This window comes from Actinomadura rugatobispora (genome assembly GCF_055379765.1).
Window position 1 is genome coordinate 11331622 of record NZ_AP029191.1, and the last position, 25185, is coordinate 11356806.

A 25185-nucleotide genomic window follows, 5' to 3' on the forward strand; every position below is an offset into this window, starting at 1 on the left:
GGCCACTCCCTTTCTGCCGGGTCGGGCGCCGGGATCGGCGCGGTTGCATGGACGGGTCAGGAGTTCTCCGGGTCGTACTCCGGCTTGAGCTCGTCCTCGGGGACCGCCTCATCCTCGGGCGGCAGGTTGCGGCCGACGAGGAGCAGGTACAGGCCCGCGCCGATCACGCCGCCGATCAGGGGACCGACGATCGGCACCCAGAAGTAGAGATCACCGTGCTGGTCGCGCCACGCGCCGCTGTATCCGGTGAGGTACTGCGCCAGCCGCGGGCCGAGGTCGCGGGCCGGGTTGATCGCGTATCCGGCGTTGGTCCCCCACGCCATCCCGATCCCCACCACCAGCAGGCCGATCACGACCGGGGTGAGGTTGGCCAGCGGCGGGTTGTTGCGCAGGTCGGTGAGGGCCATCACGACGAACAGCAGGATCGCGGTGCCGATCACCTGGTCGCGGAAGCCGCCCCACAGGTCCACCGGCAGGGTGCCGTTGCCGGGCAGGGTGCTGAACACGAACTGGGTCTTGACCGTGTGGCCCGGGTCGAACGCGGCCAGCACCTCGGTGTAGTTCCACCGGACGATCAGCGCGGCGACGAACGCCCCCGCGAACTGCGCCAGGATGTAGGGGGCCACCTTGATCCACGGCAGCCGCCTGAACACCGCCAGCGCGAGGGTCACCGCCGGGTTGATGTGGCCGCCGCTGAGCCGGGCGGCGACGTACACGCCCATCGTGACGCCGATGCCCCAGGCCCAGGCGATGCTGTCGTGGTTGCCGAGGCCGCCCGCCACCACCTGCGCCACCACTCCGACGCCGAACAGGATGAGGATCATCGTGCCGGCGAACTCCGCGGCCATCTCGCGGGCCAGCGGAGGGAATCCCAGTCGTTCCGCCATGTCTCCTCCTCGGGGCGGTGTGACGTGAGACCTATGTCTGAGCGCGACCGCGAGGAGCCGGTCAGTGCCGGCCGGTCGGCGATCGCCGGCGGGACCCGGCCGATGCCCCTGGACCGGCCGGGAGGCGTCGGAGCCCGCCGATGCGGGTACGGGTGCAGCGTGGCGGCCCCGGCCCCCGCGGCGGCGCGCTCACGACCGAGACCATGCCCAGCGGGCAAGCGTTCATAGCGGACCGTGACGATCTTTTAGGGGGCCGGATGGCGGCCATGGACGCCATAGCCGGGGCCACCGCGGCGGACACCTCGCCGCGCGGCCGGCACGCCTACCTCGCGCTGGCGGCCTGGGCGGTGCTGGTCGACTGCTGGGCGTGGACGATGATCGGCCCGCTGGCGCCCGGCTACGCCGCCGATCTCGGGCTGTCGACCGCCGAGGTCTCGCTGCTGTCGGCGGTGCCGCTGGTCGCCGGCGCGCTCGGCGGCGTCCCGGTCGGCGCGCTCACCGACCGGTACGGCGGCCAGGTGATGCTCGCCGTGGTCGGCTTCCTGGCCTTCTTCCCGGTGCTGTACCTGGCGTTCATGGACACCTCGTTCACGTTCATGGTCGCGGGCGCGCTCGCGCTGGGCGTGGCCGGGACCGCCTTCGCGGTCGGCGTCCCGTTCTGCAACGCCTGGTACGAACCCGCCCGGCGGGGCCTGGTGGCCGGGGTGGTCGGGGCGGCGGCCTCGGCCGGCATAGCACTGTCGGCGCTGCTCGTCCCGTGGCTGGCGGACGCCGCGGGCCGCACCGCCACCTACCTGGCGACCGCCGCGGTGGTGGGGCTGACCGCCGCCGCGATGCTGCTGTTCACCCGGGACGCGCCCGGCTGGCAGACCTCCGAGGACCTGGTGGGGCCGCGGGTGCGGGCCGCCCGGCGGCTGCCGGTCGTCCGGCGGGCGTGGCCGCCGTACGCGCTGGCCTTCGGCGGCTTCCTGGCCATGCCGCTCTACCTGCCGACCTACCTGCGCGAGGTGTACGGCACCGATCCCGGCGCCGCCGCCGCGCAGGCGGCCGCGTTCGCCCTCGGGGCGGTCGTGGCGTGGCCGGCGGGCGGGTTCCTGGCGGACCGGATCGGGCCCCGCCGGCTGCTGGTCGACGCGCTCGGGCTCGCCGCCGCGCTGACGCTGGTGATCACGGCGGGGCCGGCGGCCGGGATCGCCGAGGCGGTGTCGTTCACACTGCTGGCGTTCGCGCTGGGGGTGGCGGCCGGGGGTGTGTTCGCGCTGGTCGCCCGGTGCACGGAGCCGTCCCGGACGGGCGCGGTGACGGGCCTGGCCTGGGCGGTGGGCGTGCCGGCCGCGTTCGTCCCGGCGCTGCTGCTGGGCGCCGCGCACGCGATCACCGGGTCGTACGTGATCGGCCTGCTGCTCCTCGCCTGCGCCGCGCTGGCCGGGGTGCTCCACGCGGCCATCGCCCTGCGCCGGTGACCGCCGCCCGCCCCGAACGCCCCTAGTGGCCCCGGAACGCCTCCTCGAGCCACCAGGACGGGGCGTTCGCGGTCACCTTGGCGTCCACCACCATCGGCCGGTCCCGCGGCCCCGCCAGCCAGTCGGCCACCGCGCCCAGGTCCTCGCGCTTGCGCACCGTGACGGCCCGGCAGCCGAAGCCCTGCCCGATCGCGGCCAGATCGGCGGGCGGGAAGGTGACGGTGTCCAGCGGATGGCCGTCCGGGCCGAAGTGGTGCACCTCCGCGCCGTAGGCCTCGTCGTCGTACACCACCACCAGCAGGCCCAGGCCCAGCCGCACCGCGGTCTCCAGCTCGGCGACCGACATCAGCGCGCCGCCGTCGCCGAGCGCGGCCACGGTGAGGCGGTCGGGACGGGCCACGGCGGCGCCGATCGCGGTGGCCAGGCCCAGCCCGACCGACTGGAACGCCTGGGTGAACACCAGCCCGTCGGCGTCCGGGACGTCCAGGAACATCGCCGGGTAGCCCATGAAGTTGCCGGAGTCGACGGCTACGGTGCGCTCGGCGGGCAGCAGGTCGTCCAGGGCGATCGACAGCGTGCGCGGGTCGATCCGGGAGCCGTCGGAGTCGTCGTCGTACGGGTGGTCCCGCCAGCGCCGCTCGCGCGACAGCCGTTCCTCCAGCCCGGCCGAGCGGTACCCGGGCGAGGAGTGGTCGCGGGCGGCGAGCTCGGCCTCGGCGGCGCGGGCGGTCTCCGCCGCGTCCCCGATCAGGCTGAGGTCGACCGGATGATGCGCGCCGAGGGCCTGCGGGTCCAGGTCGACCTGGACGACCGCGGCGCCCTTCCCGACCAGGCCGCCGTGGCGCAGCGTCCACATGTTCAGCGACGCGCCCCAGCCGACCAGCAGATCCGCCCCGGCGATCAGCTCGGCGGCGGCCGGGGTGGCGAACCCGCCGCTGACGTCCAGGTCGTACGGGTCGCCCAGGAACAGCCCGCGGGCGACCGCCGAGGTGGCCAGCAGCGCGCCGCAGCGGGCGGCCAGGGCGCGCAGCGGCTCGCGGGCGCCCGACAGCCGGGCGCCGCGCCCGGCGATGAACACCGGCCGCCGGGCGGCCGCCAGCGCGTCGGCCAGCCGCGCGACCGCGGCGGGCGGCGGCACCGGCAGGAACGGCACCGGCGCGGGCCGCGCGAAGACATCGCGCAACGGCGTCCCGGCGCCGGGCGTGGAGCGTGCCGGCGGCCGGAGCGCGGGACGGGCCACGGGACGGCCCAGCCCCTCCGCGCCGCTGTACTCGGCGGCCTGCACGTCCAGCGGCAGCCCCAGGACGACGGTGCGGCGCTCGGCCACGGCGGTGCGGCAGGCGCGGGCGACGTCGGCCAGCGCGGTGCGCGGCGAGTGCACCCGCTCGGGCACCGCGCCGACCGCCGCGGCCAGCGCCGCCTGGTCGATCCGGAAGTTGGAGCGCACCGCGCCCGCCGCCGCCTCGCCGGTCAGCACCAGCAGCGGGGTGCGGCTCTTGGCGGCCTCGGTGATCCCGGTGAGCGCGTTGGTCAGCCCCGGGCCCTGGTGCACCGACAGCACGCCCAGCCCGCCGGAGACCCGCGCGAACGCGTCGGCCATCGTGGCCGCGCCGCCCTCGTGCCGGGCCGCGACGAACCGCGCGCCGCCCGCGACCAGGGCGTTGGTGACGTGGAAGTTGCCGCTGCCGACCACGCCGAAGACGGTTCCGGCGCCGAGCCGTACGAGCGCGTCGCCCACCGCCGCGGCGACGTCCGGCGGTCCCGCGCTCACCGTTCGACCAGGGCCAGCACGCGGGCGGGACTGCCGGAGCCGCCGACGATCGGCAGCGGGGTGGCGACCAGGACCGCGCCGCGCACCGGCAGCGCGTCCACGTTGCGCAGCTGGGTGAGGCCGTACTTGCCCGCGCCCAGGAAGTAGGAGTGGCAGGGGAAGGGCGGCTCGAAGCCGTGCGCGGCGCCCGCGTCGGTGCCGACGGTCTCCACCCCCAGCCCGAGGATCGGCGTCTCCTCCGCCAGCCAGCGGGCGCACTCGGCGGAGATCCCCGGCGTGTGCGGGCCGTTCTCGTCGGCGTTGAGGAAGGTGTCCTGGTCCCCGGCGCGGGCGTCCCATCCGGTGCGGTAGAGCAGCCAGCCGCCCTCGGGCAGCGGGCCGTGCCGCTTCTCCCACTCCCGCACGTGGTCGATCTGGAGCAGGAAGTCGTCGTCGGCGGCCGCGTGCGCCGAGGCGTCCAGCACCACGGCGGGGGCGACCAGGCGTCCCGGACGGACCTGGGAGACGTCCTCGCCGTCGCGGCCGGTGACCCAGTGGACGGGCGCGTCGAAGTGGGTGCCGACGTGCTCGCCGGTGCGGATGTCGTTCCAGTACCAGGCGGGGCCGCGGTCGTCGTACCGGCTGATCTCCTCGAGCGCGAACGGGACGGTGTTGGCGAACGGCTCGGGGAGCCGCAGGATCGGCGTCGACTCCGACAGCGGCGCGGTGAGGTCGACCACCTCCACCGATCCGTCGGCGAGGGCGGCGATCAGTTCGGCGAGCACGGGCATCGGTGTTCCTCCACGGGTGCGCGGCGGTGCGGGCTGAGGTGCGGGCTGAGGTGCGGGGCTGCGGTGTCCCGAACGTACCGGCGAACGGTGTGCCCGGCCACAGGGCCGGCCCCGCGGTTCGTTGCACACGCACATTTACTCTCCGGCGTCGGACGTGGACGATCTGGGCATCCCTTGATCATCATCATGATGATCATCGGCTCGATGATCCCACCCAGGGAGGTCCGCGTTGCGCAGCAGAACCCTTGCCGCCGGTGCCGCCGCCGCGGCGGCGGTCCTGGTCATCGGCACCGCACCCGCCGTCCAGGCCGATCCGCGCCCGGCCCCGCCGCCCGCCGCCGCCAGGGAGGCGACCCGCGGCTTCGACGTGCTCCGGCCCTCCGGTGACCCGGTCGTGCTGCGCGACGCGCCCCGCAGGCTCGACGTCACCTACACCCACGACGGGCGGCGGCGCACCCTCGACCAGTATCTGGCCACGACCGGCACCCAGGGGTTCGTCGTCCTGGACGCCGCCGACGGCCAGGACGTGGTCTTCGAGCGCTACTCGTTCGCCACCCGCGACACCCGCTTCCAGTCCTGGTCGATGGCCAAGTCCTTCACCTCCGCCGCGGTCGGCATCGCGCTGGACGAGGGCGCCATCGGCTCCATCGACGACGCGGTCACCGAGTACCTCCCGGACCTGGCCGGTTCCGGCTACGACGGCGTGTCGATCCGCGATCTGCTGCGCATGTCGTCGGGCATCGCCTGGGAGGAGGCCCTCGACGTGCCGCCCGTGCACGTCGCCGCCAGCCTCGGCTCCCCGCTCCCGGCCATGGCCAGGCAGCGCAAACGGGGGTGGGAGCCGGGCAGCCGGTTCGAGTACACGTCCATGAACTCCTTCGTGCTGGCCTGGCTGGTCGGCCGCGCCACCGGCGTCCCCTACCACCGCTACGTCGAGCGGAAGCTGTGGCGGCCCGGCGGCATGGCGTCGAGCGTCCACCTCGGCAACGACTCCAACGGCAACAGCATGGGCTACTGCTGCTACTACGCCACCGACCGCGACTTCGCCCGCTTCGGCCTGCTGTACCTGCGCGGCGGCCGGGCCAACGGGCGCCAGGTCGTGCCCGAGGCGTGGGTGAAGGAGTCGACCAGGCCCTCGGCGCCGTTCAACGAGGGCTACGGCCTGCACTGGTGGCTCGGCGAGGACGGCGACTTCATGGCCACCGGCCTGGCCGGGCAGCACATCTACGTCTCGCCCGAACACAAGGTGGTCATCGTGAAGTCGACGCTGGCGACGATCCTCGGCCAGGATGAGACCGAGACCGCGTTCCGCGCGGTGGCCGCGGAAGTGGCCAGGACCCGCACGTCCTGAGACGGAGTTCCGCCCCGCCCGGGGCTCCCGCGAGGAGGCCGAGACCGTGACCCGAACCCTGGACGGCACCCCCGCCCCCGTCGTGAAGACCGCGTCCGGCACCGTGCGCGGAGGGATCGACGGGACGGCGGCGGTGTTCAAGGGCGTCCCGTTCGCCGCGCCCCCGTTCGGCGCGGGCCGGTTGCGCGCGCCCCTGCCGCCCGAGCCCTGGGACGGCGTCCGCGACGCCGTCGCGTTCGGCCCCCGTCCCCCGCAGTCCGGCGCCGTCTTCGGCATGCCGTCCTGGACGGCGGACGAGGGCCTGGACTGCCTCACCGTCAACGTGTGGACCCCGGACCCGGGCGGCTCGGGCCTGCCGGTGATGGTGTGGCTGCACGGCGGCGCGTACATGGCCGGGTTCTCGGGCCAGGCCGACTACGACGGCGCCCTGCTGGCCGGCGCGGGCGTCGTCGTGGTGACCTTCAACTACCGCGTCGGCTTCGAGGGGTTCGGGACACTGGCCGGGGCGCCCGCCAACCGGGGGCTGCTCGACCAGGTCGCCGCCCTGCGCTGGGTGCGCGACAACATCGCCGCGTTCGGCGGCGACCCGGACGCGGTGACGGTGTTCGGCGAGTCGGCGGGCGCGGGCTCGATCGCCTCGCTGCTGGCGATGCCGTCCGCCCGCGGGCTGTTCCGGCGGGCCGTCGCGCAGAGCGTGCCGGGCACGTTCTTCTCCGCCGGCCTCGCCGCGCGGCTCGGCGCCGGGATCGCCGGCGAGTTGGGCAGGGCCGCGACGCTGGACGACCTCGAGGGGACGCCGCCCGAGGACCTGCTGGGCGCGGCCGACGCGTTCTCGGCCACCATGCGCGACGACTTCGACACCTGGGGGCCGGTCGCGTCCACCGCCGTCGCGTTCTCCCCCGTGGTCGACGGCGAGACGCTGCCGGAGACGCCGTGGCGGGCCGTCGCCGCGGGCGCCGCGCGCGACATCGACCTGATCGCCGGCTTCAACCGCGACGAGTACCGGCTGTTCATGGTCATGGGCGGGCTGTTCGGGAAGATCACCGGCGAGCGCCTGGCGGTGACGGCGGAGGCGATCGCGCCCGCCGGCGCCGCCGCGGCCTACCGCTCCGCCCACCCCGGCGCGGGCGCCGACGACCTGTACGCGCTGATCTGCTCGGACTGGCTGTTCCGCATGCCCAGCGCCCACCTGGCGACCGCGCAGGCCGAGGCCGGAGGCACCGCGTTCGCCTACGAGCTGACCTGGCCCTCCCCCGCCATGGACGGTGCCCTGGGCGCCTGCCACGGGCTGGACGTCCCGCTCACCTTCGGCAACCTCGACGCCGGGATCGCCGCGCTGGCCATCGGATCGCCCCCGCCGGAGGAGGCCGCGGCGCTGTCGGAGCGGATCCGCCGGGCGTGGACCGCGTTCGCCGCCACCGGGGACCCCGGCTGGCCGACGCACGGCCCCGACCCGGAGACCGCGACCACGCACGTGCTCGACGTGGCGCCGCACGACGTCACCGGCGCGGAGTCGTTCTCCCGCCGCCTCTGGGCCGCCCACCGCTTCGACCCGCTCGACTGAGCGTGGCCCCCGTCACGCCGGGGACGCGAGCCCGGGGCAGGGCACCGGGACGAACTCGATGAGCTCGTCGGCGATGGCGCGGGCCCCGCTCTCGTACCGCGCGCGCAGCTCGTGCAGCACCTCCTGGGCGCGCACCGCGGGCCACTCGGGCGGCAGGTGCTGGACGGGCAGCCGCGGGTCCACCCGCACCAGGCCCAGCCACTCGGTCATCATCCAGAGGAAGCGGGCCAGGTCGTCGGGGGCGGCCGGCAGCGGCTCGGGACGGTCCCAGCGCTCCAGGAAAGCCCGGTACCCGGCGGCCAGCCCGTCGAGGTCGAACGCGTCCCGGATCATCCGGCCCACGTCGGTCGGCTCCTCGGCCGTGCCGTGGAAGACCTTGACCCGCTCGGCGAAGCCGCTGTCGCGCCCGCCGGGCGCGACCACCTCGCTTACGTCGACCCGCGAGGGGGCGATCCAGATGCCGTTGCCCAGCGGCCCGAACCCCGCCCACACCAGCCGGGAGCGCAGGTCGTGCCGCTGCCGCTGCCACGACTCCGGCATGGTGAACGACAGCACGGTCCAGCGGCCGTCCCAGTCTGCGTTGACGGCGCCGCGCCGCCACACCCGGGCCTCGCCGTCCAGCAGGATCCGCTCCGAGCGCCCGGTGAGCCCGAAGTGCATCCGCCGGCCCCGCCGGTGCCGCGCCAGCAGCCCGCGGCCGGCCATCCGCGTGAGGGTGGAGCGGATGGCGTGCTCCCCGACCCCGAGCCGGCCGAACACCTCGATGAAACTGCCGGAGAACACCGCGATGTCGCGCCGCACGACGTAGTTTCCCAGGAAGGTCAGCATCAGCGACTGGGGCCGCGGGGTCGGGTCGGTACGGTCCAAGGATTCGGCTCCCATGCGGTCAGGGTAAGGGCCCGGCAACGATGTTCGGCAGATTGTTGACTGCCGCAATGGATCCGCCTATCTTCGCACTACTCCAGCCCGCCCCGACTCCTGATCCGATGATCCAGGGAGCATCGATGCACAACGAGGGACTCGGTTCCTGGCCCGCCCGCCGGGCCCGGAAGACCCCCCGCCGCGCCGCCCTCGTCCACGACGGCCGGACCCTGACCTACGCCGAGCTCGACGAGCGCTCGACCCGGCTGGCGCACGGCCTGCGCTCCCTGGGGGTCCGGCGCGGCGACCGGGTCGCCTACCTCGGCGCCAACCACCCCTCCTTCCTGGAGACGCTGTTCGCCGCCGGGACGCTGGGCGCGGTGTTCGTCCCGCTCAACACCCGCCTGGCCGCACCGGAGATCGCCTACCAGCTCGCCGACTCGGGCACCTCCGTGCTCGTGTACGGGCCGTCGCACGCTTCGCTGGTCGAGGAGGTCCGCGGCGCGGCGCACGTCCGCGCCCACATCGCGCTCGAGGGCGCCGAGGCGGGCGGCGGCGCGCACGACTACGAGGCGCTGCTGGCCGGGGCCGCCGCCGACCGCGTCGACGAGGCGGTCGGCCCGGACGACCTGTGCATGATCATGTACACCTCCGGCACCACCGGGCGGGCCAAGGGCGCCATGCTCACGCACGGCAACCTCACCTGGAACGCGGTCAACGTGCTGATCGACCACGACCTCACCGCCGACGAGGTGGCCCTGGTGTCGGCGCCGCTGTTCCACACCGCGGGCCTGAACATGCTCACCCTGCCGGTGCTGCTCAAGGGCGGCCGGTGCGTGCTGGTGCCCCGGTTCGACCCCGGCGCCACCTTCGACCTGATCGAGGAGCACCGGGTCACATTCATGTTCGGGGTGCCCGCGATGTTCCAGGCGGTCGCCCGCTCGCCGCGCTGGGACGGCGCCGACCTGTCCTCGCTGCGCATCCTCACCTGCGGCGGCGCCCCGGTGCCGCCCACGCTCATCGCCGCCTACGGCGAGCGCGGGCTGACGTTCCTGCAGGGATACGGCATGACCGAGGCCGCGCCCGGCGTGCTGTTCCTGGACGCCGAGCACGCCGAGAGCAAGGCCGGGTCGGCGGGCGTGCAGCACTTCTTCAGCGACGTGCGCGTGGTGGCGGCCGGCGAGCCGGGGCTGCGCCCCGCCGCGCCCGGCGAGACCGGCGAGGTCGTGGTGCGCGGGCCGCACGTCTTCCGCGGCTACTGGGGGCTGCCGGAGGAGAGCGCCGCGGCGTTCACCGACGGCTGGTTCCGCAGCGGCGACGCCGCCCGGGTCGACGAGGACGGCTACGCCTACATCGTCGACCGGATCAAGGACATGATCATCTCGGGCGGGGAGAACATCTACCCGGCCGAGGTGGAGCACGCCGTCCTCGCCCATCCCGACGTGCTGGAGTGCGCGGTCATCGGGGTGCCCGACGACAAGTGGGGCGAGGTCGGCCGCGCCGTCGTGGTGGCCCGGGACGGCTCCGGGCTGACCGCCGAGGACGTGCTGGCCGCGCTCGCCGGCCGGCTGGCCCCGTACAAGATCCCCAAGTCGGTGGTGTTCACCGGCGCCCTGCCGCGCAACGGCGCGGGCAAGCTGCTCAAGCAGCCGCTGCGCGCCGACTTCGGCAGCCCCTAGCCGGCCCCGGCCCCGGCCCCGAGCACGGCACATCTGAAGAGCGAGACATCTCGAGAGCGAGCCCCACCAGCAAGCCCCCGCGCAGTTCGGAACCACCCCCGACACCACGTCCGAACCGACCGAGAGAAGGTGCAGAGCACCGTGGGCAGATTCTTGACCGGGGTAGGGAGGGTGCCTAGATTCGAGAGGCGCCCGGTGAGCCGCCCCACCTCCCTGGAGGTAGCCGTGCGACGTCCCTCCCCCCGCCGCTCCTCCCGCCGCCTGGCCGCGCTGACCGCGCTGGCCCTCCTCCTCCCGCTCACCGCCGCCTGCGGGGACTCCTCCGGCGGCGGCTCCGGCCCGATCAAGATCGGGCTGATCACCTCGCTCACCGGCAACTACGCCCCGCTGGGCAGCGAGGACAAGAAGGCGGTCGAGCTGGCCGTCGAGCAGGTCAACGCCAAGGGCGGCATCCACGGCCGGAAGATCGAGATCGTGTTCCGGGACGACAAGACCCAGCCCGACCAGGCCGTCCTGGCGCTCAACGCGATCAAGCGGGACGTGGACGCGGTGATCGGCCCGGTGTTCTCCAACTCCGCGCTGGCCGCCGAGCCGATCGCGCAGCGCGACAAGATCCCCTACCTGTCGCTGGCCCCGGCCACCGAGCAGGTCGAGCCGATCAAGTCCTACGTGTTCGTGACCCCGGCGCTGTCGGCCATGTACGCCGAGCGCTACCTGCAGTACTTCCAGCACGAGAAGATCACCAAGATCGCGGTGGCGCACGACAGCAAGAGCGGCTACGCGGTCGCCGGGCACAGGTCCACCCTGCGGCTGGCCGCCAAGTACGGCGTCCAGGTGGTCAAGGACGAGTCGTACGAGACCACCACCGGCGACTTCAGCCCGATCTTCACCCGGATCAAGGACTCCGGCGCCCAGGCGTTCCTGTTCTGGGGCACCGGCGCGCCCGGCGTCACGGTCACCAAGCAGTACGTCGCCTCCGGCGTCAGGATCCCGCTCATGCTGACCGCGTCCCAGGCCAGCACGCTCTGGCTGAAGCCGGTGGGCGCGGCGGCCGAGGGCATCACCGTGCAGAGCGCCATCGGCGTGGTCGGCGACCACCTCCCGGCGGGCCCGCAGAAGCAGATCATCGACCAGCTCGCCGGGCCGTTCAGGCAGAAGCACGGCTACGCGCCGCCGCAGTTCGCGCAGGACGGCTACAGCGCCGCGCTGCTGCTGTTCGAGGCGCTCAGGAAGGCGGGCGGCACCGACGGCGAGAAGGTCCAGAAGGCGCTGGAGACCATGGACCTGATCACGCCCAACGGCCGGTTCCGCTACTCCGCGACCGACCACTCGGGCCTGGGCCCGGAGTACATCTCGGTCAACACCGTCAAGAACGGCCAGTTCATCCCCACCGACTGGGCCAGGGAGCAGCTGGCCAAGACCGTCGCCGGCGGGTGAGGGGGTGCTCCGGATCGAAGGGGTGTCCCGGCACTTCGGCGGGGTCTACGCGGTGCGGGACGTCGACCTGGCCGTCGGCGAGGGCGAGCTGCGCGGCATCATCGGCCCCAACGGCGCCGGCAAGTCCACCCTGTTCAACCTGATCGCCGGGCATCTGCGGCCCGACGAGGGGACGATCGCGCTGCGCGGCCGGCCGCTGGGACGGCTGCCCGCGCACTCCCGGGCGGCGCTGGGCGTCGCGATCGTCTTCCAGGCCGCCCGCGTGTTCCGCGGCATGTCGGTGCGGGAGAACGTGATGGTCGGCGCGCACGCCGGCACCCGCGCCGGGTTCTGGACGGCCGCGCTCCGGCTGCCCCGGCACCACCGCGAGGAGCGGCTGATCCGCGCCAGGGCGGACGCGGCGCTCGCGCGGGTCGGCCTGTCCGACTGGGCGGGCCGCCCGGCCGAGTCGCTGCCGCTGGGCCAGCAGCGCTCGATGCAGCTGGCCCGCGCGCTGTGCGCCGGCCTCGCGCTGCTGCTCCTGGACGAGCCCGCCTCCGGGCTGCGCGCCGCCGAGCGGGAGGCGCTGGCCGGCCTCATCGCCGAGCTGCGCCGCGACGGGCTGACGATCATGCTGGTGGAGCACGACGTGGGGATGGTGACCCGGCTGGCCGACCGGATCACGGTGCTGGACCTGGGCCGGGTCATCGCCGACGGCACCCCCGAGGAGATCCGGTCCGATCCGCGGGTCATCGCGGCGTACCTGGGCGAAGAGGTCGGCACGTGATCGAGGTCGAGGAGCTGACCGTCCGGTACGGGTCGGCGACCGCGCTGGACCGGGTGTCGCTCACCGTCGGCGACGGCGAGATGGTCGCCCTGGTCGGCCCGAACGGCGCCGGGAAGTCCACGCTGGTCGACACGCTGTCGGGGATCGTGGCGCCCGCCTCGGGAACGGTCCGGGTGACCGGACGGTTCGCGCACGTGCCCGAGGGGCGGCAGCTGTTCCCGGACCTGACCGTGGAGGACAACCTGCGGCTGGGCGCCTGGCGGGTCAGGGACCGCGACACCGCGCCGGTGTACGAGCTGCTGCCCGGCCTCCGGCGACTGCGGGACCGCCGCGGCGGCACCCTCTCGGGCGGCGAGCAGCAGATGGTCGCGGTCGGCCGGGCGCTGATGGCCCGTCCCGAGGTGATCGCGGTGGACGAGCTGTCGCTGGGCCTGGCGCCGCTGGTCATCGCCGACCTGGCCCGCCACCTGGCCGAGCTGAACGCCGAGCGCGGCACCGCCGTGCTGCTGATCGAGCAGAACGCCCGGCTGGCCTTCGACCTGTGCTCGCGCGCCTACGTCCTGGAGGCCGGCCGGATCGTCGCCGAGGGCCCGTCGGACGAGCTGGCCGGGAGCCCCGAGGTCGAGGGCGCCTACCTGGGCGGCCCCATCCAGGAGACCAAGTGAGCGACTTCCTCAGCTACCTGATCAACGGGCTGGCGGTCGGCTGCGGGTTCGCGCTGATCGGCAGCGGCCTGGTGGCCGTCCACCGGGTGACCCGGGTGGTCAACTTCGCCCAGGCGATGTTCGCCGTCGTCGCGGGGCTGAGCGCGGCCTCGTTCCTGGCGGCGGGGCTGCCGCACGGGGTCGCCGAGGTCGCGGCGGTCGGCGTCGCGGTCGGCGCCGGGCTGCTGGTCGGGCTGCTGGCGATCGGCCGGCCCGGCACCTCCCCGCTGTCCTCGCTGATCATCACGCTCGGCATCGGCATCCTCGCCTACGCGGTGGAGGTGATGATCTGGGGCGACCAGCCGCGCTCGTTCCCCGGGCTGGGCGGGTCGTTCACCCTCGCGGGCGCGACCGTGCAGAAGCAGTACCTGCTGGTCATCGCGGTCACGGCGGTGACGTTCACGGCGCTGGCGCTGTTCTTCGGCCGCACGTACGCGGGCAAGGGCCTGACCGCCTGCGCGTCCAACCCGTACGCGGCCCGGGTGGTCGGGATCGACGTGCGGCGGATGGGGCTGCTGGCCTTCGGGCTCGGCGGCGCGCTGGGCGGGATCGCCGGGGTGCTGGTGACGCCGCTGCAGCCGATCTCGTTCGACTCGGACGTGACGCTGATCGTCAACGGCTTCGCCGCGGCCATCTTCGGCGGGCTGCTGCGCCCCGGCGCGGCGCTGGCCGGCGGGCTGGTGCTGGGCGTGGCGGAGGCGATGGTGGCCGGGTACGGGAAGGCGTCGTACCAGATCGAGGTGGCGCTGGGCCTGATGCTCGCCCTGATGATCTGGCAGGCCGTCCGCACCCCCGCTCTGCAGGAGGAGGCGGCATGACCGAGCGAAGCGAGGGCATGAGCGCAGCTCTTGCCGGGGGGTGTGGGGGGTCGTCCCCCCACGAGGAAAACGCATGATCGGGCTGCTGGCCCGGCTGCGCGGGCGGGGCGAGGCGGCCGGGGTCCGGCTGCCGCATCTGGCGGCGCTGTTCGCGCTGACCATGGTGCTGTCGGCCACGCTGGGCGAGGGGCAGCTGTCGGTGTTCATCCTGCTCGGCCTGGCCGCGATGGTCACCGTCGGGGTCTCCCTCCTCATGGGGTACGCCGGGCAGGTGTCGCTCGGCCAGGCCGCCTTCTACGCGATCGGCGGGTACACCGCCGGGCTGATGAGCGTGCACGGCCTGCCGCGGCTGCTCGGGCTGGCGGCGGCGCCGCTGGTGGCGGCCGCGTTCGCGGTGGTCATCGGGATCCCGCTGCTGCGGCTGCGCGGCCACCATCTGGCGTTCGCGACGCTGGCCACGCAGCTGATCCTGCTGTCGCTGGCGGGCGAGCTGGACTTCCTCGGCGGCAGCATCGGGCTGCAGGGCATCCCGCGGCTGGGCGCGGGCCCGTTGGAGCTGGAGGACGACCGCGGTTACGCGTTCATCACCTGGGCGGCGGTGGCCGTGGTCGTGCTGGTGGCCCGCAACGTCATCGAGTCCCGGCAGGGACGGGGCCTGCGGGCGCTGGCGACCAGCGAGGTGGCGGCCGAGTCGGCGGGCGTGGCGGTGGGCCGCGCGAAGCTGGCGGTGTTCGCGCTGTCGGCCGCGTTCGCCGGGCTGGCCGGGGGCATCTACGCCTACTACGTCGGCTACATCGCGCCCGGCTCGTTCCCGGTCCTGCTGTCCGTCGAGTACGTGGTGATGGCGGTGGTCGGCGGCCTGGGCACGGTCTGGGGCGCGCTGGCCGGCGCCGCCGCGATCACGCTGCTGATCCAGCTGCTCAACAACGTCGGCACGATGGAGGGCATGCCCGGCTACGCGCCGAGCGTGCTGTCGTACGCGGTGTACTCGGTGCTGCTCATCGCCGCCGTGCTGTTCATGCCCGGCGGCCTGGTGCCGGCCGTGCGGGCCCGTCTGTCCTCCCGGGCATCGGGAGCCGCATGAGCACGAGAGGGAGAGCCATGGCCCTTCGAGACGAGCCGCCGTTCCGGGCGGACCACGTGGGCAGCCTGCTGCGGCCGGCGGAGCTGCTGGGAGCCCGCGCCGACCACGCGGCCGGAAGGATCAAGGACGAGGAGCTGCGCCGCGCCGAGGACGAGGCGATCCGCTCGGTGGTGGCCGCCCAGCGCGCGGCGGGGCTGCGCTCGGCGACCGACGGCGAGTTCCGGCGGACCTCCTGGCACATGGACTTCATCTACCGGCTGGGCGGGATCAGCCCCGCCGACGAGCAGATCAAGGTGAAGTTCCACCGGCGCAACGGCGACATCGAGTTCACCACCGCGGCGCTGCGGGTGCACGACCGGATCGCGCTCAACGAGACGATCTTCGCCGCGGACTTCGCCCACCTGCGGGACCTGACCGAGGGCACGGGCGTCACGCCGAAGCTGACGATCCCGTCCCCGAACATGGTCCACTACCGGGGCGGGCCGGCCTCGATCGACCCCGCCGTGTACCCCGACGTGGACGAGTTCTGGGCGGACCTGGCCGCCGCGTACGCCGAGCAGGTCCGCCGGCTCGGCGAGCTGGGCTGCCGCTACCTGCAGTTCGACGACACCAGCCTGGCCTACCTCAACGACCCCGAGCAGCGCGCGATGATCAAGGCGCGCGGGGACGACGCCGACCACCTGCACCTGCGCTACATCAAGCAGCTCAACGGCGCGCTGGCCGGGCGGCCGGAGGGGATGCGGGTCACCACCCACATGTGCCGGGGCAACTTCCGGTCGGCGTGGACGGCCGAGGGCGGCTACGACTTCGTCGCCGAGGCGCTGTTCGGCGAGCTGCAGGTGGACGGGTTCTTCCTGGAGTACGACGACGAGCGCTCCGGCGGGTTCGAGCCGCTGCGGTACGTGCCGGAGGGGAAGACGGTCGTGCTCGGGCTGGTCACGACCAAGAGCAGCGTGCTGGAGAGCAAGGACGACCTCAAGCGGCGCATCGAGGAGGCGAGCCGGTACGTGCCGATCGAGCGGCTGTGCCTGTCGCCGCAGTGCGGCTTCTCCTCCACCGTCGAGGGCAACGAGCTCACCCGCGACCAGCAGATGGCCAAGCTGGCGCTGATCGTGGAGACCGCCGAGGAGGTCTGGGGCTGACCGGCCCGAGCCGGGCGTCCTGAAAAGGGTCCCTCCGCCCGGAAGCGCGCGCCGGTCTCTCCCTTCACCCGAACAGAGAGGTTAGGCTTACCTAATAAGCGCGATCGGAGGGACCTATGGCGAACGAGCCGGCACGCAAGCGTCGTCCACTGAACACCGGCACGGTGCTGCGCACCGAACGGCTGACCCCGCACATGATCCGGGTGGTGCTCGGCGGTGAGAGCCTGGCGGGCTTCGGCGCGGGCGAATACACCGACCACTACGTCAAGCTGCTCTTCCCGCAGCCGGGGGTGACCTATCCCGAGCCGTTCGACATGGAGACGATCCGCGCGGAACTGCCCCGCGAGCAGTGGCCCGGCACCCGCACCTACACCGTGCGCGCCTGGGACCCGGAGGCAGTGGAGCTGACCATCGACTTCGTGTACCACGGCGACGAGGGTCTCGCCGGACCCTGGGCGGCGGCCGCGAAGCCCGGCGACGTGCTGCGGTTCCAGGGGCCGGGAGGGGCGTACGCGCCCAGCACCGAGGCCGGCTGGCACCTGCTGGTGGGCGACGAGAGCGCGCTGCCGGCGATCAGCGCCTCGCTCGAACGCGTTCCCGAGGGCGCTCCCACCCGGGTGTTCCTCGAGGTCACGGGCCCGGAGGAGCAGCAGGAGCTGACCACTCCCGGGGACGCCCAGATCGTCTGGCTGCACCGCGACGGGGGCCCGGTCGGCGACGCCCTCGTGGCGGCGGTGGAGGCCCTGCAGTTCCCCGCGGGAGACGTGCACGCCTTCGTACACGGCGAGGCCGGCTTCGTGAAGCGGCTCCGCCGCCACCTGCGGGTCGAGCGGGGCCTGCCGATGGACCGGCTGTCGATCTCCGGTTACTGGCGGTCCGGCCGGGACGAGGACGGCTGGCAGTCGTCCAAGCGCGACTGGAACCGCCGGGTCGAGGAGGAAGAGGCCAAGGCCCTCGCCTCCTGACGCGGCGCCGGCCCCGCGGTCGGCGCCCGTACGCTGGCAGGACGCGCTAGGCGGTGGCCTCGCCCTCGGCCAGCCCGGGCACCCCGGGAGGGCCGGTGAGGCCGCCGCCTTCGGCGTCCTCGGCGCCGTCGGGGGCGTCGCCCGCGGCGAAGCCGGGCAGCCAGCGCTCGGCCTCGGCGCGGAAGTCTCCCTCCGCCTCCAGCTGGCACAGCACGCCGCCGCAGCTGGTCAGCGCGCGGGTGACGGCCATGTACTGCGGCGGGAGGCGCAGGTGCCGCGCCAGGCCGCCGGGCCGCATGTCGGTGGCGATGCCGAAGCCGCGTGCGGTCTCCTGGCGCATCCACTCGCGGGTGTAGCGGAACCGCTCGGTGGCGAACGGGAAGGCGTGCGCCGACACCAGCGCGGCCAGCTGCTCGGGGTCGATGTCGCCCTCGCGGGCGAGGAAGCCCTCCTCGCGCATGGCCTCGACCATCTCCTCGGGCGTGCCGAGCGTGCCGATCCGCAGCAGCCGCCCGATCGACCACTGCAGCTCGGCCGGGACGCGGGCGGCGCCGCCGAAGTCCATGACGCCGAGGCGCCCGTCGTCCAGCATCCGGAAGTTGCCCGGGTGCGGGTCGATGTGGATCATCTCGCAGCGGGCCGGGCCCGACAGCAGGAAGCGGAACAGCAGCAGCCCCGCCCGGTCGCGCAGCTCCTGGGGCCCGTCGGCGATGACCTTGGCCAGCGGGGTGCCGTCCAGCCACTCGGTGACCAGCACGTGCCCGGACTGCGCCACCACGGCGGGGACGAGGATGTCGGGGTCGCCGTCGTAGGCGTCGTGGAAGGCCGACTGGGCGCGGGCCTCGTCGTCGTAGTCGAGCTCCTTCTCCAGCCGCCGCTTGAGGTCGGCCACGACCGGCTTGACCTCGACGCCGGGGAACAGCGGGGTGATGAGCCGGCTGAGCCGGGAGATCTGGTTGAAGTCGCTCATCAGGGCCTTGCCGGCGCCCGGGTACTGGACCTTGACGGCGACGGCGCGGCCGTCGCGCCAGACGGCCCGGTGCACCTGGCCGATCGAGGCGGCCGCGGCGGGCCGGTCGTCGAACTCGGCGAACCGGTCGCGCCAGTCCTCGCCCAGCCCCTCGGCCATGACCCGGTGCACGGTGGCCGCCGGCATCGGCGGCGCGGCCTCCTGCAATTTGGTCAGACTCGAGCGGAACGGCCCGGCCACCTCCTCGGGCAGCCCGGCCTCGAAGATCGACAGCAGCTGGCCGACCTTCATGGCGCCGCCCTTGAGCTCGCCGAGCACCCGGAAGAGCTGGTCGGCGGTGCGCCGCTGGACCTCCAAGGCGACCGTCTCGGCGGGTCGGCCAAGGGTGCGTTTGCCCAGTCCGAGCGCCGTCCGGCCGGCGAAGCCCAGGGGCAGCGAGGCCAGCTTGGCGCTGCGCGTCACCGCGCGGCGGGGGATGTCGCTCACTCATTCAGTAGTACCAGTCTTCAACGCCGACGGTAAGTGCGTCCTGGCGCGGCGTCCCGGCATACGGCGGCCGACATTCCTAACGCGACATGTCAACGTCGATGGATATACTTCGGAACATGAGCCTCCGCTACGCCGTACTGGGACTGCTGGCCGAACTGGACGGCGCCAGCGGCTACGACCTCCTGAAGACGTTCGAGATCTCCCTCGCCAACGTCTGGGTGGGCACCCAGAGCCAGATCTACGGCGAGCTGGGCAAGCTGACCGCCGACGGCCTCATCGAGGTGCTGGAGGAGGGGCCGCGGGGGCGCAAGGCGTACGGGATCACCGAGGCCGGCCGCGCCGCGCTGCGCCATTGGCTGCTGGAGACCGAGCCGCGCAACGCCCGCCGCGACGAGCCCCTGCTGCGCGTCTTCTTCCTCGGCCAGGTGAAGCCGGAGGAGGCCGTGGCGTACCTGCGCGGCCAGGCCGAGCAGGTGGCCGGATGGCAGGACGAGCTGGCCGGGCTCGCGCGGACCGTGCCATGGGACGACGACAACCTGTCGATCTACGGCCGCCTCGCCCTCGAGTACGGCCAGCGCAGCACCGAGATGCGCCGCGAATGGCTGGAGTGGGCGATCCGGGAGATCGAGCAACGTCAGCGGTGAACGCCGCGGCCCGGCACGGTCCCGTCGGCCTCGGGGGCGACCGCGTGGGCGACCGCGTGGGCGACCGCGGGGGCGCCGCCGGAGGGGCGCAGCAGCAGCTCGATGACCTCCAGCGCCGTGTCGATCTCCGGGCGGCTGCCGCCCAGGTGGTGCGCGTACATGAAGGAGTCGGAGATCCGGACGATCGCCTGGGCCAGCGTGCGGGTGGGCAGCGCCACGTGCAGGGCGCCCCGGTCGATCTCGCGCTGCAGCTCGCGGCTGAGCAGCGCGATGGCGCGCTCCTCGATCGGCCCGGGCGTGGTGGCCAGCCGCACGAACAGCCGCGGCTCGCGCTCGGTGAACGCCTTGAGCGGCGCGGCGTCCACCACCGCCCGCATGAACCGGTCGAGCATGGTCAGCAGCCGCTCGGGTCCGCTGCCGCCCACCCCGCGCAGCGCGACCTGGTAGGTGCGCTCGGTCATCTCCGCCAGGATCGTGCCGAGCAGCCGCTCGCGGCTGCCGACCCACCGGTAGAGGGTGGCACGGCCGACGCCGAGCTCGGCGGCCAGCGCCGACATGTCGATCGGGTCGCCGTTGAGGTAGTGCGCGGTCGCCGCGGCGACCGCCGCCTCCGGCCCCGCCGCCCGGCCGTCCTCGGCACTCCGGACGCCCCCGATCGGGGTGCGTCGAACCCGGTTCACCCGCACAGCATGGCACAGTCCGGCCACCGGAAGGTGCGGAGCGGCGGAGGGGAAACACGAAGGTCGCCCCGCGTGCGCGCCGCGTTGACCGAGGAGTACGCGGTCAGCGCCCCGGTCAGGGATCCGGGCCCGGTCGATCCGGGCTCAGTTGACCCGGTCGATGTCGGTCTCCAGGTCGTGCCGGTCGATGTGACCGTCCAGCCGCCCCTCGCGGAGGGCGTCGAAGAGGCCGTCGGCCGCCTCCTCGTCGGGCAGCAGGACGTTCTGGTCGCCGATCCAGCCGCTGCCGCCGGTGGGCAGGGTCACGAAGGAGACCCGCTCGGGGCCGATCCGCGCCAGCCGCACCGCCAGGGACCGCAGCGTGCCGAACTCGGTCCCCGAGTCCAGCGCCAGCGACCGGCTGGCCGCGCTCAGGAACGCGTCCAGCTTGAACGGGCTGGTGAGGGTGCCGGAGCCGGCCGCCTTCTCGGCCAGCGCCATGAGGAAGGCGTGCTGGCGCCGGACCCGGTCCAGGTCGCTGCCGGACAGGCCCTTGCGCTCGCGCACGAAGCGCAGCGCCTCGTCCCCGTCCAGCTCGTTGCGGCCCGCGGGCCAGGACCACCCGTTGCTGGGGTCGTGGATCGGCGCGTCGAGGTGGATCTCCACCCCGCCGAGCGCGTCGGTCATGGTCTTGAAGCCGGTGAAGTCGACGGCGGCGACGTGGTCGATCCGCACCCCGGCGAGGGACTCCACGGTCTCGGCCAGCAGCCGGGAGCCGCCGTGCGCGAACGCTTCATTGATCTTGGACCGGTCGCGGCCGGGGACCCCCGTCCACAGGTCCCGGGGAATGGAGATCACATAGGCCCGGCCGCCGGTCTCGGGCATGTGCAGCAGCATGATGGTGTCGGCCCGGGCGCCACCGCCCGGCCGCCACTTACGCTCGGCCGGGACGCCGCGCAGGTCCGAGCCGATGAGCAGCCAGTTCTGCCCGGGGTCGGGGGGCGGGCGCTGCCGCGAGTCGGGCGGCAGCGCGTTGCGCAGCCGCTGGATGTCGCGGTCGTAGGTGCCGGTCCGCCAGCCGGTCAGGGCCACCGCGGCCGCGCCCAGCAGCATGCCCGCGATCACGAACCCGGCCAGCAGCCGGAGGCCCCTGCCCCCGCGGCGCCACCCCCCGCCGCGGAACGCGGGCCGGCCCATGACCCGTCACCTCCGGCACTGCCTGTGCGGTTTGCCTAGTTTTGGTGCCTCTTTCCCTGACAACGACCTTTGATTCGCGACGGTTCCGATCTCTCGCCGCGGCGACGGCCGGCGCTTGCGGGCCCGCTCGATGACGGCCGTCGACTTTACTCTTCCCTGACACCCAGTTGCGGGCCGCCCGAAACAACACATAGTGTGGTCAAGTGGATCATGCGAGTGGCTTGGCGGATGCCGCCCGCACGCTGGAGAACCTTCGGGCGATCACCGACGAGGCGTTCGCCCACATGAACGTCGATGAGCTCCTGGACACGCTGCTCGAGCGCGTGCGCCGGATCCTGCAGGTGGACACGGCCGTCGTCCTGCTCCTCGACCGGCAGGCCCGCGAACTGGTGGCGACCGCGGCACGGGGCATCGAGGAAGAGGTCCCGCAGGCCGTACACGTCCCCGTCGGCCAAGGCTTCGCGGGACGCGTGGCGGCCGAAAGGCGCCCGGTCTACATCGAGGACGTCGCCACCGCCAACGTGTTCAACCCCCTCCTGGTCCGGCGCGGCCTGCGCTCGCTGCTCGGCGTACCGCTCGTCGCCGGCGGCACGCTGATGGGCGTCATGCACGTGGGAACGCTCGACGCACGCCGGTTCACCGCCGAGGAGGTCGAGTTCCTCCAGGCGGCCGCGGCACGCGCGGCGCTGGCGGTGCGGTCCCTGATGAGCCAGGCCGAGCGCGCCGGGGCGCTGGAACTGCAGCGCAGCCTGGTGCCGGCCACGCTCCCGGCCATCCCCGGCGTCGAACTGGCCGCGCGCTACCGTCCCGGCGACGCCAGCGTCGGCGGGGACTGGTACGACGTGTTCACCCTGCCCTCCGGCGAGATCGGCATCGTCATGGGCGATGTGGCCGGGCACGGCTTCCCCGCCGCGGTGGTGATGGGCCGGATGCGCAGCGCACTGCGCGCCTACGCGCTGGAGAGCGGCGATCCCTCCGAGGTGCTGGGCAAGCTCGATCGCAAGATGCAGCACTTCGAGCCCGACGCCACCGCGACCGTGCTGTACGTGGTGTGCGATCCCAGCCTGCGGCGGGCCAAGGTCGCCTCGGCCGGGCACCTGCCTCCGGTTCTGGCGTCCCCTGGTCTCCCGGCGCGCTGTGTCGACATCAAACCCGATGTACTGATCGGGCTGGGGGTCGAGGACCGGCTCCCGCCCACGACCGTCGAGCTTCCACCGGGTTCCCTGCTGTGCCTCTACACCGACGGCCTGGTGGAGCGGCGCGGCAGTGCGATCAACGACGGCATCGACCGCCTGTGCGAGGCGGTGTTCGCCGGTCCGCCCGAAGCGGTCAGCGCGGCGGTGATGGCGGCGCTCATCGGCCGCCGGCCGGCCCAGGACGACGTCGCCCTGCTGCTGCTCCGCCGGGACACGTGCGGCGAAGGGTGAGCGCGCCGTCTCAGCGCATCACCGGCCGGCGCCGGCCGCCCGGCTCACTCGGCTAGGCGAACGCCAGGACGGCGACGGCGCCCAGCACCGCCAGCGCGACGGCGACCGAGGCCGTCACCACGATCCACCTCCGCCGGGACGGCCGGGACGCCCCCACGGTGTCCTTCGCCCCGCCGAGCCCGTCCTCGGTACCCTGCCCGGCGGTCCCCGCGGCCCCCTCACCCGTGCCCTCGCCCGTGCCCCCGCCCGTGCCCGTACCGGTGCCCGGACCCGTGCCCGCGGCCCGGGACGGCGGGGACAGCGAGGGATGGGACAGCGAGGGGTGGGACGAGGGCGACACCGAGGACCCGCCCGCCCCGCTCCCCGCCCCGTCGGGCAAGGAGAGCCGGAGCCGCCCGGTACGGGCGATCTCGGTGAAGTCGAGCAGCCGGTGGCCGAGGGTCTCGGCGTCCGGGCGCCCGCCGGGATCCTTGGCCAGGCAGCTCTCGATCACCGACCACAGGGCCGACGGGACGCCCGCGACCGGCTCGGGACTGGCCGTCAGATGGGCGTGCATCACCGCGCCGAAGTGCTCGCCGCGGAACGGGACCCGGCCCGCGACCAGCTCGTACAGCGTGATCCCGGCCGCGTACACGTCGGCGGGCGGGCCCGGCGTGCTGCCCTCCAGCAGCTCGGGCGCCAGGTAGGCGGGCGTCCCGGTGATCCGCCCCGCCGAGGTCACGGTGGCGTCGTCGAAGACCCGGGCGATGCCGAAGTCGGCCAGCCGCACCGGCCAGGACGGCCGGGCGTGGTCCAGCAGCACGTTGGCGGGCTTGAGGTCGCGGTGCACCATGTCGCCGGCGTGCACCGCCGCCAGGGCCGCGCAGATCTGAGCCATCAGCCAGGCGGACTCGGCCGGGGGCAGCGTGCCGCCGCGGCGCAGCCGGTAGGCGCGCAGATCCTCGCCGCGCACCAGGTCCATCACCAGCGCCAGCCGGTCGCCCTCGACGATCATGTCGTGCACCGCGACGATCCCCGGATGGCGCAGCCGGATCAGCGCGTTGCGCTCGCGGACGAACCGGGTCAGCGCCGCCGGGTCCCCGGCCAGTTCCGGCCGCAGCAGCTTGATCGCGTACACCGCCCCGCTCGCGTGGTCGTGGCCGCGCCACACCACGCCCATGCCGCCCTCGCCGATCGGCTCGTCCAGGCGGTACCGGCTGCCGAGCGGCGCCCCGTCCTCGCTCATCCCGCTCCCGCTCCATGGTGATCGCGTGCCCCCATGCGGCACGGCGCGCAGGGCCGCGCGTGCCCGGCGGGGGCGCACGGCCTGTGATCACGACATTAGGGGAATCGGGTCAACCCGAGGTCACGGAGCCAGTGGAAGGCCCACGTAATTCTCCGCCAGCGACGTCGCGGCGGCCGCGGAGGAGGCCACGTAGTCCAGGTGCGAGCGCTGCAGCCGGCGGGCGAAGTCGTCGGCGGCCGGGTCGGTGTGCAGCAGCGTGGTCATCCAGTACGAGAAGTGCTCGGCCCGCCACACCCGGCGCAGGCAGGCCGCGGAGTAGCCGTCCAGCAGCGTCTCGGATCCGGAGGCGTAGCGCTCGGCGAACGCCCGGGCCAGCATCGTCACGTCCGACACCGCGAGATTGAGCCCCTTGGCGCCGGTCGGCGGGACGATGTGCGCCGCGTCCCCGGCCAGGAACAGCCCGCCGTGCCGCATCGGCTCGGCCACGAAGCTGCGCATCGGGGTGACGGCCCGGTCGGTGATCGGGCCCCGGCGCAGCTCCCAGCCGTCGTCGGTGGCGAACCGGGCGGCCAGCTCGCTCCAGATCCGCTCGTCCGGCCAGGCGGCCAGGTCCTCGTCCGGCGCGACCTGGAGGTAGAGCCGGCTGACCTTGGGCGAGCGCAGGCTGTGCAGGGCGAAGCCCCGGTCGTGGTTGGCGTAGATCAGCTCGTCGGTGGACGGCGGCACGTCGGCCAGCACGCCCAGCCAGGCGAACGGGTACTCGCGGGTGAAGGTCCGCAGCCCGGGCACGGCCGGGCGGCTCACCCCGTGGAAGCCGTCGCAGCCGGCGACGTAGTCGCAGTCGAGGGTGAAGGTGCGGCCGCCCTGCCGGTAGGTGACGCTCGCGGCGGCCGGGTCGATCTCGACGGCCCGCGCCTCGAACCGGATGTCGCCGCCGTCGGCCAGCCGCCGCGCGACCAGGTCCTTGACGATCTCTGTCTGGGCGTAGACGGTCACCGTGCGGCCGGTCAGCTCGGTGAGCGGGATCCGGTGGGCGGCGCCGCCGAACCGCAGCTCCAGCCCGTGGTGGACCAGGCCCTCCCGGTCGAGCCGCTCCCCCACGCCGCTGTCGCGCAGCACGTCGGTGGTGCCCTGCTCCAGCATCCCGGCGCGCTGGCGCTGCTCCACGTACTCCCGGTCGCGGCTCTCCAGGACGACCGAGGCGATGCCCTGCCGGTGCAGGAGGTGCGAGAGCAGCAGTCCCGCGGGTCCCCCGCCCACGATCGCGACCTGGGTGCGCATGGTGCCTCCTCGCCCTCGTCCTGCGCCGTGC

Annotated in this window: 22 protein-coding genes; 13 read left to right on the forward strand and 9 right to left on the reverse strand. The window is 74.0% G+C overall.

Annotated elements, in window-relative coordinates; translation table 11 throughout:
- Nucleotides 1-56: 56 nt before the first annotated feature.
- Nucleotides 57-887: an MIP/aquaporin family protein gene (locus ACZ466_RS50780; protein WP_378281171.1), complete on the reverse strand. Its 831-nt coding sequence runs from the start codon at nucleotides 885-887 to the stop codon at nucleotides 57-59.
- 257 nt (nucleotides 888-1144) lie between these two features.
- Between ACZ466_RS50780 and ACZ466_RS50785 the strand changes: the two genes are divergently transcribed.
- Nucleotides 1145-2350: an MFS transporter gene (locus tag ACZ466_RS50785; RefSeq protein ID WP_378281172.1), complete on the forward strand. Its 1206-nt coding sequence runs from the start codon at nucleotides 1145-1147 to the stop codon at nucleotides 2348-2350.
- 22 nt (nucleotides 2351-2372) lie between these two features.
- On the opposite strand, the gene ACZ466_RS50790 is transcribed toward ACZ466_RS50785, so the two are convergent.
- Nucleotides 2373-4121: a thiamine pyrophosphate-binding protein gene (locus ACZ466_RS50790; RefSeq protein ID WP_464042199.1), complete on the reverse strand. Its 1749-nt coding sequence runs from the start codon at nucleotides 4119-4121 to the stop codon at nucleotides 2373-2375.
- The gene (locus ACZ466_RS50795) at nucleotides 4118-4891 is read right to left on the reverse strand and encodes a cyclase family protein (RefSeq protein WP_378281174.1); all 774 of its coding nucleotides are present in this window, start codon (nucleotides 4889-4891) and stop codon (nucleotides 4118-4120) included. Before ACZ466_RS50795 ends, ACZ466_RS50790 begins: the two co-directional genes overlap by 4 nt.
- 229 nt (nucleotides 4892-5120) lie before the next feature.
- On the opposite strand from ACZ466_RS50795, the gene ACZ466_RS50800 reads away from it, so the two are divergent.
- The gene (locus tag ACZ466_RS50800; RefSeq protein WP_378281175.1) at nucleotides 5121-6242 is read left to right on the forward strand and encodes a serine hydrolase domain-containing protein; all 1122 of its coding nucleotides are present in this window, start codon (nucleotides 5121-5123) and stop codon (nucleotides 6240-6242) included.
- A gap of 46 nt (nucleotides 6243-6288) precedes the next feature.
- Nucleotides 6289-7806 carry a carboxylesterase/lipase family protein gene (locus tag ACZ466_RS50805; RefSeq protein WP_378281176.1) on the forward strand — a complete coding sequence of 506 codons (1518 nt, stop codon included), beginning with the start codon at nucleotides 6289-6291 and terminating at the stop codon, nucleotides 7804-7806.
- 12 nt (nucleotides 7807-7818) lie between these two features.
- Here the strand turns inward: ACZ466_RS50805 and ACZ466_RS50810 are convergent, their stop codons facing one another.
- On the reverse strand, nucleotides 7819-8688 hold the full coding sequence (locus ACZ466_RS50810) for a PaaX family transcriptional regulator (protein ID WP_378281177.1): 870 nt from the start codon (nucleotides 8686-8688) through the stop codon (nucleotides 7819-7821).
- A gap of 122 nt (nucleotides 8689-8810) precedes the next feature.
- Between ACZ466_RS50810 and ACZ466_RS50815 the strand changes: the two genes are divergently transcribed.
- The 8 genes from ACZ466_RS50815 to ACZ466_RS50850 all read left to right on the forward strand — a co-directional run bounded on the left by ACZ466_RS50815 (nucleotide 8811) and on the right by ACZ466_RS50850 (nucleotide 17262).
- The gene (locus tag ACZ466_RS50815) at nucleotides 8811-10346 is read left to right on the forward strand and encodes an acyl-CoA synthetase (RefSeq protein ID WP_378281178.1); all 1536 of its coding nucleotides are present in this window, start codon (nucleotides 8811-8813) and stop codon (nucleotides 10344-10346) included.
- A gap of 225 nt (nucleotides 10347-10571) precedes the next feature.
- Nucleotides 10572-11783 (forward strand): ABC transporter substrate-binding protein, encoded by a 1212-nt coding sequence (locus ACZ466_RS50820; protein ID WP_378281179.1) that lies wholly within the window; start codon nucleotides 10572-10574, stop codon nucleotides 11781-11783.
- A 4-nt stretch (nucleotides 11784-11787) separates the two neighbouring features.
- A complete protein-coding gene (locus tag ACZ466_RS50825; protein WP_378281180.1) occupies nucleotides 11788-12549 on the forward strand; it encodes an ABC transporter ATP-binding protein in 762 nt (253 codons plus the stop codon).
- Nucleotides 12546-13214, forward strand: coding sequence for an ABC transporter ATP-binding protein (locus ACZ466_RS50830; RefSeq protein ID WP_378281181.1), 669 nt, complete (start codon nucleotides 12546-12548; stop codon nucleotides 13212-13214). The genes ACZ466_RS50825 and ACZ466_RS50830 overlap by 4 nt, the downstream gene beginning before the upstream one ends.
- Nucleotides 13211-14071 carry a branched-chain amino acid ABC transporter permease gene (locus ACZ466_RS50835; RefSeq protein ID WP_378281182.1) on the forward strand — a complete coding sequence of 287 codons (861 nt, stop codon included), beginning with the start codon at nucleotides 13211-13213 and terminating at the stop codon, nucleotides 14069-14071. The genes ACZ466_RS50830 and ACZ466_RS50835 overlap by 4 nt, the downstream gene beginning before the upstream one ends.
- Nucleotides 14072-14144: 73 nt before the next feature.
- The gene (locus tag ACZ466_RS50840) at nucleotides 14145-15155 is read left to right on the forward strand and encodes a branched-chain amino acid ABC transporter permease (RefSeq protein ID WP_378281183.1); all 1011 of its coding nucleotides are present in this window, start codon (nucleotides 14145-14147) and stop codon (nucleotides 15153-15155) included.
- Between the two features lie 17 nt (nucleotides 15156-15172).
- Nucleotides 15173-16297, forward strand: a complete 1125-nt coding sequence (locus tag ACZ466_RS50845; RefSeq protein ID WP_378281184.1) for a 5-methyltetrahydropteroyltriglutamate--homocysteine S-methyltransferase — start codon at nucleotides 15173-15175, stop codon at nucleotides 16295-16297.
- 116 nt (nucleotides 16298-16413) lie between these two features.
- Nucleotides 16414-17262, forward strand: a complete 849-nt coding sequence (locus ACZ466_RS50850) for a siderophore-interacting protein (RefSeq protein WP_378281185.1) — start codon at nucleotides 16414-16416, stop codon at nucleotides 17260-17262.
- A gap of 46 nt (nucleotides 17263-17308) precedes the next feature.
- Here the strand turns inward: ACZ466_RS50850 and ACZ466_RS50855 are convergent, their stop codons facing one another.
- A complete protein-coding gene (locus ACZ466_RS50855) occupies nucleotides 17309-18718 on the reverse strand; it encodes an ABC1 kinase family protein (RefSeq protein ID WP_378281186.1) in 1410 nt (469 codons plus the stop codon).
- Between the two features lie 119 nt (nucleotides 18719-18837).
- Here ACZ466_RS50855 and ACZ466_RS50860 point away from each other — a divergent pair, with 119 nt between their 5' ends.
- Nucleotides 18838-19365 carry a PadR family transcriptional regulator gene (locus ACZ466_RS50860; protein ID WP_378281187.1) on the forward strand — a complete coding sequence of 176 codons (528 nt, stop codon included), beginning with the start codon at nucleotides 18838-18840 and terminating at the stop codon, nucleotides 19363-19365.
- Here ACZ466_RS50860 and ACZ466_RS50865 read toward each other — a convergent pair.
- On the reverse strand, nucleotides 19356-20045 hold the full coding sequence (locus tag ACZ466_RS50865; RefSeq protein ID WP_464042206.1) for a QsdR family transcriptional regulator: 690 nt from the start codon (nucleotides 20043-20045) through the stop codon (nucleotides 19356-19358). The genes ACZ466_RS50860 and ACZ466_RS50865 overlap by 10 nt on opposite strands.
- A 144-nt stretch (nucleotides 20046-20189) precedes the next feature.
- Nucleotides 20190-21221, reverse strand: coding sequence for an LCP family protein (locus tag ACZ466_RS50870; RefSeq protein ID WP_378281189.1), 1032 nt, complete (start codon nucleotides 21219-21221; stop codon nucleotides 20190-20192).
- A 203-nt stretch (nucleotides 21222-21424) separates the two neighbouring features.
- Here ACZ466_RS50870 and ACZ466_RS50875 point away from each other — a divergent pair, with 203 nt between their 5' ends.
- Complete coding sequence (locus ACZ466_RS50875; RefSeq protein WP_378281190.1) at nucleotides 21425-22648, forward strand: PP2C family protein-serine/threonine phosphatase; 1224 nt, start codon at nucleotides 21425-21427, stop codon at nucleotides 22646-22648.
- Nucleotides 22649-22700: 52 nt separating this feature from the next.
- On the opposite strand, the gene ACZ466_RS50880 is transcribed toward ACZ466_RS50875, so the two are convergent.
- Both ACZ466_RS50880 and ACZ466_RS50885 read right to left on the reverse strand, forming a co-directional pair.
- Nucleotides 22701-23873 carry a serine/threonine-protein kinase gene (locus ACZ466_RS50880; RefSeq protein ID WP_378281191.1) on the reverse strand — a complete coding sequence of 391 codons (1173 nt, stop codon included), beginning with the start codon at nucleotides 23871-23873 and terminating at the stop codon, nucleotides 22701-22703.
- A 120-nt stretch (nucleotides 23874-23993) separates the two neighbouring features.
- A complete protein-coding gene (locus tag ACZ466_RS50885) occupies nucleotides 23994-25154 on the reverse strand; it encodes a 4-hydroxybenzoate 3-monooxygenase (RefSeq protein ID WP_378281192.1) in 1161 nt (386 codons plus the stop codon).
- Nucleotides 25155-25185 lie beyond the last annotated feature (31 nt).

Excerpts from the sequence above, each read along its gene's own strand:
- ACZ466_RS50885 (WP_378281192.1), bottom strand. The coding sequence starts at position 25,154 with ATGCGCACCCAGGTCGCGATCGTGGGCGGGGGACCCGCGGGACTGCTG.
- ACZ466_RS50860 (WP_378281187.1), top strand. The coding sequence starts at position 18,838 with ATGAGCCTCCGCTACGCCGTACTGGGACTGCTGGCCGAACTGGACGGC.
- ACZ466_RS50845 (WP_378281184.1), top strand. The coding sequence starts at position 15,173 with ATGGCCCTTCGAGACGAGCCGCCGTTCCGGGCGGACCACGTGGGCAGC.
- ACZ466_RS50785 (WP_378281172.1), top strand. The coding sequence starts at position 1,145 with ATGGCGGCCATGGACGCCATAGCCGGGGCCACCGCGGCGGACACCTCG.
- ACZ466_RS50880 (WP_378281191.1), bottom strand. The coding sequence starts at position 23,873 with ATGAGCGAGGACGGGGCGCCGCTCGGCAGCCGGTACCGCCTGGACGAG.
- ACZ466_RS50780 (WP_378281171.1), bottom strand. The coding sequence starts at position 887 with ATGGCGGAACGACTGGGATTCCCTCCGCTGGCCCGCGAGATGGCCGCG.
- ACZ466_RS50815 (WP_378281178.1), top strand. The coding sequence starts at position 8,811 with ATGCACAACGAGGGACTCGGTTCCTGGCCCGCCCGCCGGGCCCGGAAG.
- ACZ466_RS50795 (WP_378281174.1), bottom strand. The coding sequence starts at position 4,891 with ATGCCCGTGCTCGCCGAACTGATCGCCGCCCTCGCCGACGGATCGGTG.
- ACZ466_RS50850 (WP_378281185.1), top strand. The coding sequence starts at position 16,414 with ATGGCGAACGAGCCGGCACGCAAGCGTCGTCCACTGAACACCGGCACG.
- ACZ466_RS50840 (WP_378281183.1), top strand. The coding sequence starts at position 14,145 with ATGATCGGGCTGCTGGCCCGGCTGCGCGGGCGGGGCGAGGCGGCCGGG.
- ACZ466_RS50810 (WP_378281177.1), bottom strand. The coding sequence starts at position 8,688 with ATGGGAGCCGAATCCTTGGACCGTACCGACCCGACCCCGCGGCCCCAG.
- ACZ466_RS50870 (WP_378281189.1), bottom strand. The coding sequence starts at position 21,221 with ATGGGCCGGCCCGCGTTCCGCGGCGGGGGGTGGCGCCGCGGGGGCAGG.